The organism is Klebsiella aerogenes KCTC 2190 (assembly GCF_000215745.1).
In the GTDB taxonomy this organism is placed as follows: domain Bacteria; phylum Pseudomonadota; class Gammaproteobacteria; order Enterobacterales; family Enterobacteriaceae; genus Klebsiella; species Klebsiella aerogenes.
On the sequence record NC_015663.1, the window covers coordinates 5,209,904 to 5,225,670 of the forward strand.

The window sequence follows — 15,767 nt, forward strand, 5'->3', positions numbered from 1 at the left end:
ATTTCGCCAATCTATTTTGACAGGATTTGGCCGCGATTCCTCCCCCCAAGTAGGGGTATTTTCTTGATCTGTGACACGCTTTTGTTAATTACATCTGGAAAACGGCAACAATCCGTCCGGTTTTTTAACATTAGCAGGAAGTATTGAAACTGCAGCTAAAAACAGAGAAACAATGGTCGCTTTCAACCCAACTCATTGATTCATTTATCAATAAATTATTAAACTGCTTAAAATCCTTGTAAAATATAAAAAAAAGAGCCACTGACCCCATTTTGTCGATCGGTGGCTCTTTTTTACACTTACATTTTGTTACCGGATTATTGTGATCGATATATGATAATTCGGCTTTATGAAACCAGAGAACTGTCTCCCCCTTCCGGGGTATATAGGGTTTCCGTGTTCCACGGATTATGGTCCTGGCTCAGCGACTGAAAAATCGCCTGCGCCAGTTCGTTTTCCCGCTGCGGATTGCAGCTCAGCACATAGTGGGTATCAGGCAAGCCCGGTAGGCCATCGCTTTTACCCGGAACGCGTAGCTCCGGACTCATCATTTCTACCGGACGCGCGGTGACGCCAAGGCCCGCTTTCACCGCCGCCTTCACCCCGGCTAAAGAACTGGCGGCATGCGCCAAATGCCAGGGAACCTGCGCAGCGTTCAGCGCGGAGATGATATCTTCGCGAAACGGCCCGGACTCTTCGAGCAGCACCAGCGGAACGGATTCACCCTGCGCCAGTACGTAATCCGCGGCGCAGTACCACAGCGTCGGCGAGGTACGCAGCGTCAGGACGTCAAATTCGCCGGTTTGATGCGTCGTTAATGCCAGGTCGATCTCGCCGCTGCCCAACTTCGCGACGATATCGGCGTAATTCAGGACCTTTATTTCCAGCGTCAGTTTGGGATAGAAGCTGCCGATTCGGTTGAGCAGGTAAGGCAGGATGGTATCCGCCGTTTCATCGGAAGCGCCGATAGTTAGCGTCCCCTGCAGGCTGCCAAACATCAGCGACATGCAGGCCTCATCATTAAAGCGCAGTATTTTGCGCGCGTAGCTGAGCAGTTGGATCCCCTGCTCGGTCAGTAATTTATTGCGCCCATGACGGGCGAAAAGCTCTTTGCCTACCAGTTGCTCCAGGCGCTGCATCTGCTGACTGACGGCGGACTGGGTACGACATACCGCGGCAGCGGCCGCCGCGAAGGTGCTCAGATCGGCGACGGCGACGAAGGTCCGCAGCAGATCGAGATCGAGATTCAGTATCGGACGATTTGCATTTATCATATTTCTTCACTTACAGGCGCTAATGCTGGCCTGCCTTGTTGATGCTGTATCCAGGTTTCCGGCTATTCCATGAGCCTCGTGCCGAGCGGACAAATTCCGCGGAGGACAACTGGAAGAACGTCATTGCATGTGAAAGCACTCGTTCGCGACAAATGTGCGAAAAATTTGAGTAATATTTTGTTCGTAGCTCTACGCATTTTTAATTACTGAGACTTCGGTTATGTGATGAATCTCAAACAAAGTCTGCAATAACAGATGTCGTTACGCCAGGAAGCCCGACACGCATAACAACGCCTGCTGAACACAAACAAAAAAGCCTGCAATAACAATATATTAATAAAATCACGCCGTTAAACAGAGGTTTACACGTCGATATTAACTGTCTTATCCTAACCGAAAACCACAATATTTATAAGCGCTAATCAGTATTATCTAAGGTAATTTTAAACTTTTTTGCAGCACTATAATTAAATTAACAAAAGCCGAAATAATCCATGCAATCAAATATACCTGATTCATTCATTGGCATGTTTTATTAAAAAAAATTAACATAGTTGCTACAGTCGCCATCGCCCTCTTTTTATTAGCATAGTGTCTTTTAGCGGTTAAAATTCCGGCAAACCGCTTTTTCCTTCAGCAACAAACCGGATAAACATCCATGTAATCACCTAATACGCGCAACATAAAACCATTCAAAAACCCATACCAGGCACATTATATAAAGAATAACGCCATTACACAGATAAATTCATTACTCTAAAAAAATACCATTAGCAAAATCTTCTCCTGTTAACCCTTCAAAACAGCGGGGATGCGGAGTACATTGTTCCGTGCTGACTTCCACGGCAGGGAGTGGCGATAACAGCTAAAAGGTCAAAGGTTCATGTCCCCTATCGAAAAATCCAGCAAGTTAGAGAATGTCTGTTACGACATCCGCGGTCCGGTTCTCAAAGAAGCAAAACGCCTTGAAGAAGAAGGCAACAAAGTACTCAAGCTGAATATCGGCAACCCGGCGCCGTTCGGCTTCGATGCGCCTGACGAAATTCTCGTCGACGTTATCCGCAATCTGCCGACCGCCCAGGGCTACAGCGACTCAAAAGGTCTCTATTCCGCCCGTAAAGCGATTATGCAGCACTACCAGGCGCGCGGGATGCGCGATGTTACCGTGGAAGATATCTATATCGGTAACGGCGTTTCCGAGCTCATCGTCCAGGCCATGCAGGCGCTGCTCAACAGCGGCGACGAAATGCTGGTTCCGGCTCCGGACTACCCGCTGTGGACCGCTGCGGTCTCCCTTTCCAGCGGCAAAGCGGTGCACTATTTGTGCGACGAATCCTCAGACTGGTTCCCGGACCTCGACGATATCCGCGCCAAAATTACGCCACGCACCCGTGGAATCGTCATCATTAACCCGAATAACCCGACGGGCGCCGTTTATTCCAAAGAACTGTTGCAGGAGATCGTCGAGATCGCCCGTCAGCACAACCTGATTATTTTCGCCGACGAAATCTACGACAAGATCCTGTACGACGATGCCGAACACCATTCGATCGCCGCGCTGGCGCCGGATATGCTGACCGTCACCTTTAACGGACTGTCGAAGACCTATCGTGTCGCCGGTTTCCGCCAGGGCTGGATGGTGCTTAACGGGCCGAAAAAGCACGCCAAAGGCTATATCGAAGGGCTGGAAATGCTGGCCTCGATGCGCCTGTGCGCCAACGTCCCGGCGCAACACGCAATCCAAACCGCGCTGGGCGGCTATCAGAGCATTAGCGAATTTATCATTCCGGGCGGGCGTTTGTATGAGCAACGCAACCGCGCCTGGGAGTTAATCAACGAGATCCCGGGCGTTTCCTGCGTCAAGCCGAAAGGCGCGCTGTACATGTTCCCGAAAATCGACGCCAAACGCTTTAATATCCACGATGACCAGAAAATGGTGCTCGACTTCCTTCTACAGGAGAAAGTGCTGCTGGTTCAGGGCACCGCCTTTAACTGGCCGTGGCCGGATCACGTGCGTATCGTCACCCTGCCGCGTGAAGATGACCTGGAAATGGCGATTTCCCGCTTTGGCCGTTTCCTCTCCGGCTATCATCAGCTTTAATCGCGCCGCCGCCGGTATTTGCATCCGGCGGCGATCCCTGCGCACAATGGAACCTGATGTTGTCACCGCTTAAGGGTTCCTATGAGTCAGAGTCATTTCTTTGCCCACCTCTCCCGCCTGAAACTAATTAACCGCTGGCCTTTGATGCGCAACGTGCGTACCGAAAACGTCTCCGAGCACAGTTTGCAGGTGGCGATGGTCGCCCATGCGCTGGCGGCAATTAAGAACCGCAAGTTTGGCGGCCAGGTCAACGCCGAACGTATTGCCCTGCTGGCGATGTATCACGATGCCTCCGAGGTCCTCACCGGCGATCTGCCCACGCCGGTGAAATACTTCAATTCGCAGATTGCCCAGGAATATAAGGCGATTGAGAAAATCGCTCAGCAAAAACTGGTCGATATGGTTCCCGATGAGCTGCGCGATATCTTTGAGCCCCTGATTGATGAGCACCATTACAGTGAAGAAGAGCAGTCGATTGTGAAGCAGGCCGACGCCCTGTGCGCCTATCTGAAATGTCTTGAAGAGCTTTCCGCCGGCAATAACGAATTTCTGCTGGCTAAAGGTCGGCTGGAAAAAACGCTGGAGTCTCGCCGTAGCCCGGAGATGGATTACTTTATGCAGGTGTTTGTCCCGAGCTTCCACTTGTCGCTCGATGAAATCAGCCAGGATTCACCGCTTTAATTTTCAGGCCGGGCATCCCCTGCCCGGCCTGAATGAATTAAAACGGAAAGAGTACCGGGATAAGCAGCACGCAGACCACCATCACCAGTACGGTGAAGGGCACACCGATTTTGACAAAATCACTAAACGAATATTTACCGGGTCCGAGCACCAGCGTGTTAACCGGTGAAGAGACCGGGGTCATGAAAGCCGCCGAAGCCGCCATCGCCACCACCATGGCAAAAGGATATGGCGAGACTCCCATCGATTTCGCCGCCGCCAGCGCAATCGGCGCCATCAGCACCGCCGTCGCGGTGTTAGAGATAAACAGACCAATCGCCGCGCACATCACAAACAGGCAACCCAGCATCAAATAGGGGCCTTTACTCCCGGCGACGTCCATTAACCCCTGCACCACCAAATCCACGCCGCCGGTTTTCTGCAATGCCAGGGCAAACGGCATCATCCCCACAATCAAAATGATGCTCGGCCAGTGAATCGCCTTATAGGCGCTCTCGGCGTTGATGCAGCGAAACTTGCCCATCAACAGGCAGGCGATGATGGCAGCGATAGGGTTAGGGATTTCATCGGTAAGCATCAGTGCTACCATCAACACCAGGCAGAATATGGCGTGCGGCGCCTGACTGTGCGCTGGCGAAGCATCGTTGACCTCTACCGGCATATTCAGCACCACAAAATCGCGGCCACGTTTCGCCAGCATGGCTATCTGCCGCCAGTTGCCGACCACCAGCATAATATCGCCTAACTGGAGAGGTTCATCGACTACCGCGCCGTCGAGCGCTTTGCCATCGCGCTTCAGACCAACGATATTCAGACCAAAACGGGTACGAAAGGCCATCTCGCGCACCGTTTTACCGATAAGCTCTGAATCAGGGATTAACGAGACTTCAGCCATGCCGACGTCCAGCGCCTGATCGGCAAAGTATTCGCCACGCAGCACCATCGGCTCAAGCATCTGTTCGCCGCAAAACTGCCGCAGATCGACGTCGGAGGCTGACATATCGATCAGCAACACGTCACGGGCGCGAAACTCCGATACCCCGTTAACGTTGACAATCACCCGGCGAAAACGCCGCCAGCGTTCGACGCCGATAACGTTGGCGCAGTAGCGTTCACGCAGCTTTAAATCATCAAGCCGCTGGCCGATCATCGGCGAGCCCGGACGAATCGCCAGCCGGCGCGCCCTGCCGGTAAGGCGGTACTCTTTGATTAAATCACGAAAGGTGCTTTTCTTGCGCACATCGCGAGCGGCGCTGTCATCTTCGCTCTTCAGCATAAAGCGCATCACCAGCATATAGACGATACCCAACACCAGCACCACCAGGCCAATCGGGGTCACGCTGAAGAAGCTGAATCCATGCAACCCTTCGCGCAGCAGTTCACTGTTGACCACCAGGTTCGGCGGCGTCGCCACCAGGGTCATCATGCCGCTAATCAGCCCGGCGAAGCTCAGCGGCATCATCAGCCGCGATGGCGAGGTATTCATACGCAGCGAAACGCTGAGCACCACCGGAATAAATATCGCCACGACGCCGGTGGAGCTCATAAACGCGCCCAGCCCGGCAACGGTGAGCATCAGGTAGACCAGCATTTTGGTTTCGCTATTACCGGCAACCTTGACCAGCCAGGAGCCCATTTTAGTCGCCACGCCGGTGCGCACCAGGCCATCGCCAATGATAAATAACGCAGCAATGAGAATGACGTTCGGATCGCTAAAGCCGGAGAAGGCCTCGCTGAGGGTTAACGTACCGCTAAGCACAAACGCCACAATGATCATCAGCGCGATGGCATCCATGCGCACCTTGCCGGTTGCAAACAAGACAACCGCGATGGCCAGTAGCGATAACACCCAAATCAATTCACCGTTCACAACTTATCCTTGTCTGAAGAGGGAGCCGAAATTGTGGCACAAAAAAGCCCCGGCGACGCGGGGCTAAGTCATGAGATTATGCTTTAAGATTCACCTGAACATTGCCGTCCGCCTGCCGTTCAATGCGCAAACTTTCGAGAGTCGTCAGCACCAGATCGGCTTCATCAAGACGCGGCGCATCCGCCGGAACGTTGACGGCGATGGTGCGGCATCCGGCAGCCAGCCCGGAAAGCAGCCCCGCCGGCGCATCTTCAACCACCGCACACTGTTGCGCCGGTATCCCCAGCAGTTCAGCGCCGAGCAGATAGGCATCCGGCGCCGGTTTCCCCTTCTTCACCTGTTCGGCGGTGACAAACACTTTCGGCATTGGCAGACCTGCCGCGCGGTGGCGGGCGTGAGCAACCGGAATCGAACCCGAGGTCACAATAGCCCAGGGGATACCGGCTTCATTGAGCGTATTCAGCAAGTTTAACGCGCCCGGCAGTGCGACAATGCCGTCGATATCGGTGGCTTCAATCTGCTCAAGGAAGCGGAACTCGGCCTGAATATCCTCTTCGCTGCGCCCCGGCATAAAATGGCGAATCGAAGTGATGGCCTGTTTACCGTGAATGAAACCGAGAATCTCATCGTGCGGAATGCCGAAACGATCGCCCCATTTACACCATGAACGCTCGACAACCGGTAAAGAATCCACCAGCGTCCCGTCGAGATCGAACAGGAAACCTTTACACTGCACGGGCACCTCCATCAGGCATTAATAATTTGGTTAATTTCGTTACTACTCAAATGATACTGGCGCGGACAGGAGTGCCAGGCGGCCAGCATACGCTGGTATTTTTCCCACATCGGCGTCTGCGAGTTAAAGCCGTGAGTTCCTGCGTCGAAGTGGCTATAGCGCCCTTCTACATTGACCATAAAGCGCACATAGCCGAGATAACGGGCCTCAGTGGCGACATCAAAGCCAAGGAAGGTGACCCGGCGTTCATCAATACCGGACGCATCTTTGAGGTTGGTCCAGGAGACGTGCAGCGCGTGGTACATCTCCATGATATCGATAATCGTCCGGCAGGTTTCTTCCGTCAGTTGGCCAAATTCGCGGTCCAGCTCGCGCATTTGCAGCCCATATCCACGCTCGATGATGGTCTGTAGACGGCGGTAACGTTCAGCGTTGTCCGGGTCGAGCATAGTCATCATCTTGTACTGATTGGACAAAATCAGACGCTGCGCATTGGTCATTTCCATTTTTGACTCCTGTAGCACTTACGGCGTGAAATAAAGAAGGCGCATAAATCATGCGCCTTCTTTTATATGCGTTTTCCGTATGGAATTACAAATCATCAAGGAAAGTTTTATCCAGTTGTTTGAAGGCGCGCTTAAGCGTGTCAGCCAGCGCCTGGTAATCCGGCTTGCCGTCAACCGGCGCTAACGCCTGCCCGGCCTCTTGTAATTTGCCGCGCACTTCATAAAACCAGTTCAGTATTGATGGCGGTAATGGCGTGACGGAACGCTTGCCCAACCACCACAGCCCCTGCATCGGCAGGCTTAAGGCAAATAGCGCGGTGGCGACGGCCGGGCCGAGCTGGCCGCCGAGCGCTATCTGCCAGCACAGGGTGAAGACCGCAACCGGCGGCATGATGCGAATCGCGTAGCGGGTGGCGCGAATAATGCGGTTTTCGATAAACACCGGCGCCAGCCGCTTATCGAGGGGCCAGGTCTTCGCATAGTGCTGCCCGCGACGAAACAAGCTAAAAAAGCTAACGGGGCGATTCTCAGGGGTCGACATGGCTATACCTCAACTTTACATATAAAACTTAAAATTTTCGTGCAAAACACCAACTGTGCATGACAACGTTCAAAAGATTTTGGCAATGGGTGCGGCAATCAGGTATCCTGTGCCCACCTGAGAGGGCGGTTAGACCCTTTTACCAGGTTAGTCAAATTATCGCATATTCTGCTGCTGGCGGAAAATTATGCAAAATGACATAAAATCATATGTACTTCCCTCATCGTGCCAGAAAACAGAACAAGGCATGATGTTAATCATAAATGTCGATGTCATCCTGCGCTACGCTTTGTGACACACTGATGTTTTTTTAGCCACGTATCATAAAAGGTACTTCCATGTCGAGTAAGTTAGTACTGGTTCTGAACTGCGGTAGCTCTTCCCTGAAATTTGCTATCCTGGATGCCGTTAACGGTGACGAATATCTCTCCGGTTTAGCCGAATGTTTCCATCTTCCTGAAGCCCGTATCAAATGGAAAATGGACGGCGGCAAACACGAAGCTGAGTTAGGCGCAGGCGCCGCTCACAGTGAAGCGCTGAACTTTATCGTTAACACTATTCTGGCACAAAAACCAGAACTGTCAGCACAGCTGACCGCAATTGGCCATCGTATCGTTCACGGCGGTGAAAAATACACCAGTTCCGTTGTCATCGACGATTCCGTTATTCAGGGCATCAAAGACTCCGCTTCCTTTGCACCGCTGCACAACCCGGCGCACCTGATCGGTATCGCTGAAGCGCTGAAATCCTTCCCGCACCTGAAAGACAAGAACGTTGCCGTGTTCGACACCGCGTTCCATCAGACCATGCCGGAAGAGTCCTACCTGTACGCCCTGCCGTACAGCCTGTACAAAGAGCATGGCGTACGTCGTTACGGCGCGCACGGCACCAGCCACTACTATGTGACTCAGGAAGCCGCTAAGGTTCTGAACAAGCCGGTTGAAGAACTGAACATCATCACCTGCCACCTCGGCAACGGCGGTTCCGTTTCCGCTATCCGTAACGGTAAATGCGTTGATACCTCCATGGGTCTGACCCCGCTGGAAGGTCTGGTGATGGGTACTCGCTCTGGCGATATCGACCCGGCAATCATTTTCCACCTGCACGACGCGCTGGGTATGAGCGTAGATGCTATCAACAAAATGCTGACCAAAGAGTCCGGCCTGCTGGGTCTGACCGAAGTCACAAGCGACTGCCGCTATGTTGAAGACAACTACGCGGATAAAGCTGACGCTAAACGCGCAATGGACGTTTACTGCCACCGTCTGGCGAAATACATCGGTTCTTACACCGCGCTGATGGACGGCCGTCTGGACGCCGTTGTCTTCACCGGTGGTATCGGTGAAAACGCCGCGATGGTTCGTGAACTGTCCCTGGGTAAACTGGGCGTTCTGGGCTTCGAAGTTGATCACGAGCGTAACCTGGCTGCCCGTTTCGGCAAGTCTGGCTTCATCAACAAAGAAGGCACCCGCCCTGCCGTGGTTATCCCGACCAACGAAGAGCTGGTGATCGCTCAAGACGCACACCGTCTGACCGCTTAATTCCACACCGCCAGCGATAATCCTGACTGCTTCGAGTTGCCACTTGAAGTATGAACGGTAAGCTGGCGGTGCTGTTTTGTATCCCGCCTAAAACTGGCGGTAACGAAAGAGGATATATCGTGTCCCGTACTATCATGCTGATCCCTACCGGAACCAGCGTAGGCCTGACCAGCGTCAGCCTCGGTGTTATCCGCGCTATGGAACGCAAAGGCGTTCGCCTGAGCGTCTTTAAACCTATCGCCCAGCCGCGTTCCGGTGGCGATACTCCAGACCAGACTACCACCATCGTTCGCGCCAGCTCTTCAACGACGACTGCCGCTGAACCGATGAACATGAGCCACGTTGAGTCGCTGCTGTCCAGCAACCAGAAAGACGTGCTGATGGAAGAGATCATCGCCAACTACCATGCTAACACTCAGGATGCTGAAGTGGTGCTGGTTGAAGGCCTGGTCCCGACTCGTAAACACCAGTTCGCTCAGTCTCTGAACTACGAAATCGCAAAAACGCTTAACGCGGAAATCGTCTTCGTGATGTCTCAGGGCACCGATACCCCGGAACAGCTGAACGAGCGTATCGAACTGACTCGCAACAGCTTCGGCGGCGCGAAAAACACCAGCATCACTGGCGTTATCGTTAACAAACTGAATGCTCCGGTTGATGAACAAGGCCGTACACGCCCTGACCTGTCCGAAATCTTTGACGACTCGTCTAAAGCGAAAGTCGTGAAGATCGACCCGGCTCAACTGCAGAATGGCAGCCCGCTGCCGGTGCTGGGCGCGGTGCCATGGAGCTTCGACCTGATCGCCACGCGCGCTATCGACATGGCGCATCACCTGAATGCGACCGTGATCAACGAAGGCGACATCAATACTCGCCGCGTGAAGTCTGTAACCTTCTGCGCGCGCAGCATTCCGCACATGCTGGAACACTTCCGTCCGGGTTCTCTGCTGGTGACTTCCGCAGACCGTCCAGACGTACTGGTCGCTGCCTGCCTGGCGGCGATGAACGGCGTAGAAATCGGCGCTATCCTGCTGACCGGCGGCTATGAAATGGACGCGCGCATCAGCAAGCTGTGCGAACGTGCTTTCGCCACCGGCCTGCCGGTATTCATGGTTAACACCAACACCTGGCAGACCTCTCTGAGCCTGCAGAGCTTCAACCTGGAAGTACCGGTTGACGATCACGAGCGCATCGAGAAAGTACAGGAATACGTTGCCAACTATATCAACGCCGACTGGATCGAATCGCTGACCGCGACCTCCGAGCGCAGCCGTCGTCTGTCTCCGCCAGCCTTCCGCTACCAGCTGACCGAGCTGGCGCGTAAAGCGGGCAAACGCGTCGTTCTGCCGGAAGGCGACGAACCGCGTACCGTTAAAGCGGCGGCCATCTGTGCCGAGCGCGGTATTGCAACCTGCGTGCTGCTGGGCAACCCGGATGAGATCAACCGCGTTGCGGCCTCTCAGGGCGTAGAGCTGGGCGCTGGTATTGAAATCGTCGATCCGGAAGTGGTTCGCGAAAGCTACGTGGCGCGTCTGGTCGAACTGCGTAAGAACAAAGGCATGACCGAAGCGGTTGCGCGCGAACAGCTGGAAGATAACGTGGTTCTCGGCACCCTGATGCTGGAACAAGACGAAGTCGACGGCCTGGTATCCGGCGCGGTTCACACCACCGCCAATACCATCCGTCCGCCGCTGCAGCTTATCAAAACGGCGCCGGGCAGCTCGCTGGTCTCTTCCGTATTCTTCATGCTGCTGCCGGAACAGGTTTACGTTTACGGCGACTGCGCGATCAACCCGGATCCGACGGCAGAACAGCTGGCGGAAATCGCGATTCAGTCCGCTGATTCCGCGATTGCCTTCGGTATCGAACCGCGCGTAGCGATGCTCTCCTACTCCACCGGCACCTCCGGCGCAGGTAGCGATGTAGAAAAAGTACGCGAAGCGACTCGTCTGGCGCAGGAAAAACGTCCTGACCTGATGATCGACGGTCCGCTGCAGTATGATGCCGCAGTAATGGCCGACGTAGCGAAGTCCAAAGCGCCGAACTCTCCGGTAGCTGGCCGCGCAACCGTGTTCATCTTCCCGGATCTGAACACCGGTAACACCACTTACAAAGCCGTACAGCGTTCCGCTGACCTGATCTCCATCGGGCCGATGCTGCAGGGTATGCGTAAGCCGGTAAACGACCTGTCCCGCGGCGCGCTGGTAGACGATATCGTCTACACTATCGCACTGACGGCGATTCAGTCTTCTCAGCAGCAGAACTAATCTTCCGCTGAGACAAGAAAGGCAGCCAAATGGCTGCCTTTTTTTTGACGCTAACGCGTAAAGGAAATTACGCTTCGTCTTCTTCCGGCTCGTCGCGATCGTGGCCGGTATTGCCCGCATTACGAGTCATCCACAGCGCCAGCGCTTTCAGTGAATCGGCGGTGAACTCATCGCAGCGCGCGGTGATCTCTTCCGGCGTCAACCAGCATACCTCGCTGACCTCTTCTTCCTGCAGGGCGAACGGGCCATGAGAAACACAGCTAAACAGGCTTCCCCAGACGCGGCAGTGTTTATCTTCGTAGTAGAATTGGCCGTGATCGGCAAAAGGCACGCCCGCAATCCCCAGCTCTTCTTCCGCTTCGCGGCGCGCGGAGTCCAGCAGCTGTTCATCCGCCTGCACCACGCCGCCGGCGGTCGCATCCAGCATGCCCGGCATGAAATCTTTGCTCTCGGTACGGCGCTGTACCAGAATCTTGCCCATCCCATCATGAACCACAATATAGGTCGCGCGGTGGCGCAGACACTGCGCGCGCATTTGCTCGCGGCTGGACTGTGCTATCACTTCATTGTTTTCATTAACAATATCGACCCATTCTGTGCTTGCCAAATGCTTCTGTTCCGCCATCAGGAAACCTTACTTTTAAGCGCTCTCGCGGCGCGTCTTTACGATTGAGGGGTAAATTACGGGTAAATCGCGGCCTCTGCAATAACCTGATTATCATTGAGTGCGAAAACCTGCAGCCGATCATCTTCCAGCATGCCGTAGCTGGCGGCAAAGCCGCCTTTCGGGATGCTCACAGAGCCAGGATTGAAGAGGAATATATCGCCGCGTTTCTCGGCAACCGGAATATGAGTATGACCATAAGCCAGTACATCGCCAGCAGCGAGCGGCGGCAAATTATCCGGACTATAGAGATGACCGTGGGTCAAAAACAGGCGGTAGCCTTCGCTAAGCACCTGCTGCCAAGGGGCAGTAATGGGGAAATGCAGCAGCATTTGATCGACTTCGCTATCACAGTTACCGCGGACGGCGATAATCCGCTGCGCGACGCTGTTCAGCCGCTCGGCGACCTGCGCCGGCGCATACCCTTCCGGCAGCGCGTTGCGCGGCCCGTGATTGAGCACATCGCCGAGGATAACCAGCCACTGCGCCCCGCTCTGCGCGAAGCGTTCCAGAACGCGTTCGGTCGCAGGCAGCGAGCCGTGAATATCGGATGCGAACATCAGTTTCATATCAACCCCTTACCAGACAATACGGTCTGTCTATGATAACGGAACTGCCTGCGCTTATCAGCCGCTACGTTTAGCCGACAGTGCGGCATAACGCTGAACAGATGCCCGTTGCCACTGGAAGGTCGCATAGTCCGCCAGCGCTTCCGGCACCTCATCGCCGTTCAGCACCAGACGGTTTAGCATCAGCGCAAGATCGGCATCGGCGATACACCATTCGCCAAACAGATTCTGTCCGCCATGCGCCAAAAGCGCGCCGGCGGTAGCGAAGAGTTTAGCCGCGCTGGTTTGCCCCGCAGCGCTAAGCGCAGGCTTCTTCGCGCCGCCAAACACCACGTCGGTAGAACGTTCTTCGCGTATGGGCATCAGATCGCTTCGCAGCCAGGCCTGCACCTGCCGCGCCCGCGCGCGTTTTTGCAGGTCATGCGGATACAAGCGCTCCCATTCCGGCGGCGCAAAGCGCTCGTCAAGGTATTCGGTGATGGCCGAGGATTCGCTCAGCGAAAAATTATCCACTTCCAGCAGCGGCACGCGCCGTGTCGCGGAGTAGCCCTTCCAGCCCGGCTGCAGATGCTCGCCGCTGTCGAGATTGACGGTTTTAAGGGTGAACGGCAGGCTTTTTTCCTGCAGCGCCACGTACACGGACATCACATAGGGGGAGAAAAAATCGGCATCGGACCACAGGGTAATAACAGGCTGATTCATGACATCCTCAATGAAGCCAGGGGGAGATAAATCAACATAGCTGGTCTGCTATAAGATGTCACTGGCAGCCACATGAGGATTTCGCAATTTTAATCTTTGCCCCGCGATGGCGCAGGTCGCCTATACTCGAAACGTTTGCGACCTTCGATGGCGGGAGACCTCATGATCGATCTTTACTACGCACCTACCCCCAACGGCCACAAAATCACTCTTTTTCTCGAAGAGGCGCAGCTGGCCTATCGCCTGATACACGTCGATATCGGCAAAGGTGAACAGTTTCGCCCGCAGTTTCTGGCTATCTCGCCAAATAATAAGATCCCGGCGATCGTTGACCACGTTCCGGTCGACGGCGGCGCGCCGTTAAGCCTGTTTGAGTCAGGAGAGATCCTGCTCTATCTGGCGGAGAAATCGGGAAAATTACTAAGCGGCGAGCTGCGCGAGCGGCATACTACCCTGCAATGGCTATTCTGGCAGGTCGGCGGTCTGGGGCCAATGCTTGGGCAAAACCACCACTTTAACCATCACGCGCCTCAGGCTGTCCCTTACGCCATTGAACGCTATCAGGTCGAAAGCCAGCGCCTGTATGGCGTAATGAACCGGCGTCTTGAAACCAGTCCATGGTTGGGCGGCGAGCACTACAGTATCGCCGATATCGCCTGTTGGCCATGGGTTAATGCCTACCCGCGCCAACGCATCGATCTTAGCCAGTTCCCGGCGGTGCATAACTGGTTTGAACGCATCCGCCAGCGCCCGGCAACGCAACAAGCGCTACTCAAAACGCAACATTATTAATCCCCTGCTCGCAGGGCGTGCTTTCATGTATGATTGCGGAAATTACTACACGGAGGAAGCCTGCAATGTCTCAGCCAGACGCCATTATTCGTATTAAGAACCTGCGCCTGCGTACTTTTATTGGAATCAAAGAGGAAGAGATCGCCAACCGTCAGGACGTATTGGTGAATGTGGTGATTCACTATCCGGCCGATAAGGCTCGCGACAGCGAAGACATCAATGATGCCCTGAACTATCGCACCATTACTAAGCGTATCATCAGCCATATCGAGAATAACCGCTTCTCGCTGCTGGAAAAATTAACCCAGGATGTGCTCAATATCGCATGCGAACATCACTGGGTCACTTATGCTGAAGTAGAGATCGATAAACTTCACGCGCTGCGCTATGCCGACTCAGTATCGATGACCATGAGCTGGCGGCGCTAAAACGTTTGTAAGGGAGGCGGTATGAAAATCCTGCTCACTGGCGGTACCGGGCTCATTGGTCGGCATCTTATTACCAGGCTGCTGGAACTTGGGCACCAGCTCACGGTTTCCACCCGCAACCCTGAACGCGCGAAAGCCCGTCTCGATCCCCGCGTCACGCTGTGGCGCGCTTTCGAAGGGCAAAACAACCTCGATGGCTTTGACGCCGTCATTAACCTTGCCGGCGAACCGATCGCCGATAAGCGCTGGACGGCAGAGCAAAAAGAGCGCCTGTGCCACAGCCGCTGGGACATCACCCGGCAACTGGTCGCGTTATTTAAAGCCAGCGAAACACCACCCTCCGTGCTGATTAGCGGTTCCGCTACCGGCTATTACGGCGATCTCGGTGAAGTCGTGGTAACCGAGGAAGAGCCGCCACACAACGAATTTACCCATAAACTTTGCGCCCGCTGGGAGCAAATCGCCTGTGAGGCGCAAAGCGATCGCACGCGCGTGTGCCTGTTGCGCACCGGCGTCGTATTAGCGCCGCGGGGCGGGATCCTGGCTAAAATGACGCCAGCGTTTAAGCTCGGCCTGGGCGGCCCTATCGGCGACGGTCGTCAGTATCTGGCGTGGATCCATATCGATGATATGGTGAACGGGATCTTGTGGCTGCTGGATAACGATCTGCGCGGCCCGTTCAATATGGTCTCACCCTATCCCGTACGTAACGAACAGTTTGCCCACGCGCTCGGCCACGCGCTCAATCGCCCGGCGATTTTCCGCGTTCCCGCCGCCGCCATTCGCCTGCTGATGGGAGAATCTTCAGTACTGGTGCTCGGCGGCCAGCGCGCGCTGCCTAAACGCCTGGAAGCCGCCGGCTTTAGCTTTCGCTGGTACGATCTGGAAGAGGCTCTGAAGGATGTGTTGAGCTAAGTCGATAAACGGGGAGCAATGGCTCCCCGTTCTCTTCCCTTGGGCGGAAGCCGCCTCGCAAATCGTTAATTCCTCGCTCTCCTTGCTACGCTTCTTGTGAAGCGCATTCCAACCGCAAAATTATTCTCCTGCCATAACGTCCTGACGAGGAATATACCCTCAAAAATCGTTGACAACCGT

The 15,767-nt window shown here is 54.6% G+C and carries 15 protein-coding genes; 7 read left to right on the top strand and 8 right to left on the bottom strand.

Features of this window, described 5'->3' with window-relative positions; translation table 11 throughout:
* Nucleotides 1-347 precede the first annotated feature (347 nt).
* Nucleotides 348-1,274 carry a LysR family transcriptional regulator gene (locus tag EAE_RS24640; RefSeq protein WP_015365584.1) on the bottom strand — a complete coding sequence of 309 codons (927 nt, stop codon included), beginning with the start codon at nucleotides 1,272-1,274 and terminating at the stop codon, nucleotides 348-350.
* Between the two features lie 883 nt (nucleotides 1,275-2,157).
* On the opposite strand from EAE_RS24640, the gene alaA reads away from it, so the two are divergent.
* Nucleotides 2,158-3,375, top strand: a complete 1,218-nt coding sequence (gene alaA, locus EAE_RS24645; protein WP_015365583.1) for an alanine transaminase AlaA — start codon at nucleotides 2,158-2,160, stop codon at nucleotides 3,373-3,375.
* Between the two features lie 81 nt (nucleotides 3,376-3,456).
* Entirely contained in the window at nucleotides 3,457-4,056 is a 600-nt protein-coding gene (gene yfbR / locus EAE_RS24650; RefSeq protein WP_015706162.1) for a 5'-deoxynucleotidase, read from the top strand.
* 37 nt (nucleotides 4,057-4,093) lie between these two features.
* Here yfbR and EAE_RS24655 read toward each other — a convergent pair whose 3' ends face one another.
* From EAE_RS24655 to yfbV, 4 genes are all read right to left on the bottom strand, one after another.
* Nucleotides 4,094-5,926: an SLC13 family permease gene (locus tag EAE_RS24655; protein ID WP_015365581.1), complete on the bottom strand. Its 1,833-nt coding sequence runs from the start codon at nucleotides 5,924-5,926 to the stop codon at nucleotides 4,094-4,096.
* A gap of 76 nt (nucleotides 5,927-6,002) precedes the next feature.
* Nucleotides 6,003-6,662, bottom strand: a complete 660-nt coding sequence (locus EAE_RS24660; RefSeq protein ID WP_015706163.1) for a sugar phosphatase — start codon at nucleotides 6,660-6,662, stop codon at nucleotides 6,003-6,005.
* 11 nt (nucleotides 6,663-6,673) lie between these two features.
* Nucleotides 6,674-7,168: a YfbU family protein gene (locus EAE_RS24665; protein ID WP_015365579.1), complete on the bottom strand. Its 495-nt coding sequence runs from the start codon at nucleotides 7,166-7,168 to the stop codon at nucleotides 6,674-6,676.
* Nucleotides 7,169-7,253: 85 nt separating this feature from the next.
* The gene (yfbV, locus tag EAE_RS24670) at nucleotides 7,254-7,709 is read right to left on the bottom strand and encodes a terminus macrodomain insulation protein YfbV (RefSeq protein ID WP_015365578.1); all 456 of its coding nucleotides are present in this window, start codon (nucleotides 7,707-7,709) and stop codon (nucleotides 7,254-7,256) included.
* A gap of 338 nt (nucleotides 7,710-8,047) precedes the next feature.
* Here yfbV and ackA point away from each other — a divergent pair, with 338 nt between their 5' ends.
* Entirely contained in the window at nucleotides 8,048-9,250 is a 1,203-nt protein-coding gene (gene ackA, locus EAE_RS24675; RefSeq protein WP_015365576.1) for an acetate kinase, read from the top strand.
* Between the two features lie 119 nt (nucleotides 9,251-9,369).
* Nucleotides 9,370-11,517 carry a phosphate acetyltransferase gene (gene pta / locus EAE_RS24680; RefSeq protein WP_015706164.1) on the top strand — a complete coding sequence of 716 codons (2,148 nt, stop codon included), beginning with the start codon at nucleotides 9,370-9,372 and terminating at the stop codon, nucleotides 11,515-11,517.
* A gap of 67 nt (nucleotides 11,518-11,584) precedes the next feature.
* Here the strand turns inward: pta and yfcD are convergent, their stop codons facing one another.
* From yfcD to yfcF, 3 genes are read right to left on the bottom strand one after another with little or no spacing between them, the layout of a single operon-like run.
* The gene (gene yfcD, locus EAE_RS24685) at nucleotides 11,585-12,142 is read right to left on the bottom strand and encodes an NUDIX hydrolase YfcD (RefSeq protein ID WP_015365574.1); all 558 of its coding nucleotides are present in this window, start codon (nucleotides 12,140-12,142) and stop codon (nucleotides 11,585-11,587) included.
* A 56-nt stretch (nucleotides 12,143-12,198) separates the two neighbouring features.
* Nucleotides 12,199-12,750 (bottom strand): phosphodiesterase, encoded by a 552-nt coding sequence (yfcE, locus tag EAE_RS24690; RefSeq protein WP_015706165.1) that lies wholly within the window; start codon nucleotides 12,748-12,750, stop codon nucleotides 12,199-12,201.
* Nucleotides 12,751-12,807: 57 nt separating this feature from the next.
* Nucleotides 12,808-13,452, bottom strand: a complete 645-nt coding sequence (gene yfcF, locus EAE_RS24695) for a glutathione transferase (RefSeq protein WP_015365572.1) — start codon at nucleotides 13,450-13,452, stop codon at nucleotides 12,808-12,810.
* A 162-nt stretch (nucleotides 13,453-13,614) separates the two neighbouring features.
* Here yfcF and yfcG point away from each other — a divergent pair, with 162 nt between their 5' ends.
* The 3 genes from yfcG (at nucleotide 13,615) to EAE_RS24710 (ending at nucleotide 15,587) form a co-directional block, all read left to right on the top strand.
* Nucleotides 13,615-14,244, top strand: a complete 630-nt coding sequence (yfcG, locus tag EAE_RS24700) for a GSH-dependent disulfide bond oxidoreductase (RefSeq protein WP_015706166.1) — start codon at nucleotides 13,615-13,617, stop codon at nucleotides 14,242-14,244.
* A 65-nt stretch (nucleotides 14,245-14,309) separates the two neighbouring features.
* Complete coding sequence (folX, locus tag EAE_RS24705; RefSeq protein WP_015365570.1) at nucleotides 14,310-14,672, top strand: dihydroneopterin triphosphate 2'-epimerase; 363 nt, start codon at nucleotides 14,310-14,312, stop codon at nucleotides 14,670-14,672.
* A gap of 21 nt (nucleotides 14,673-14,693) precedes the next feature.
* On the top strand, nucleotides 14,694-15,587 hold the full coding sequence (locus EAE_RS24710; protein ID WP_015706167.1) for a TIGR01777 family oxidoreductase: 894 nt from the start codon (nucleotides 14,694-14,696) through the stop codon (nucleotides 15,585-15,587).
* The last annotated feature ends 180 nt before the right edge of the window (nucleotides 15,588-15,767 follow it).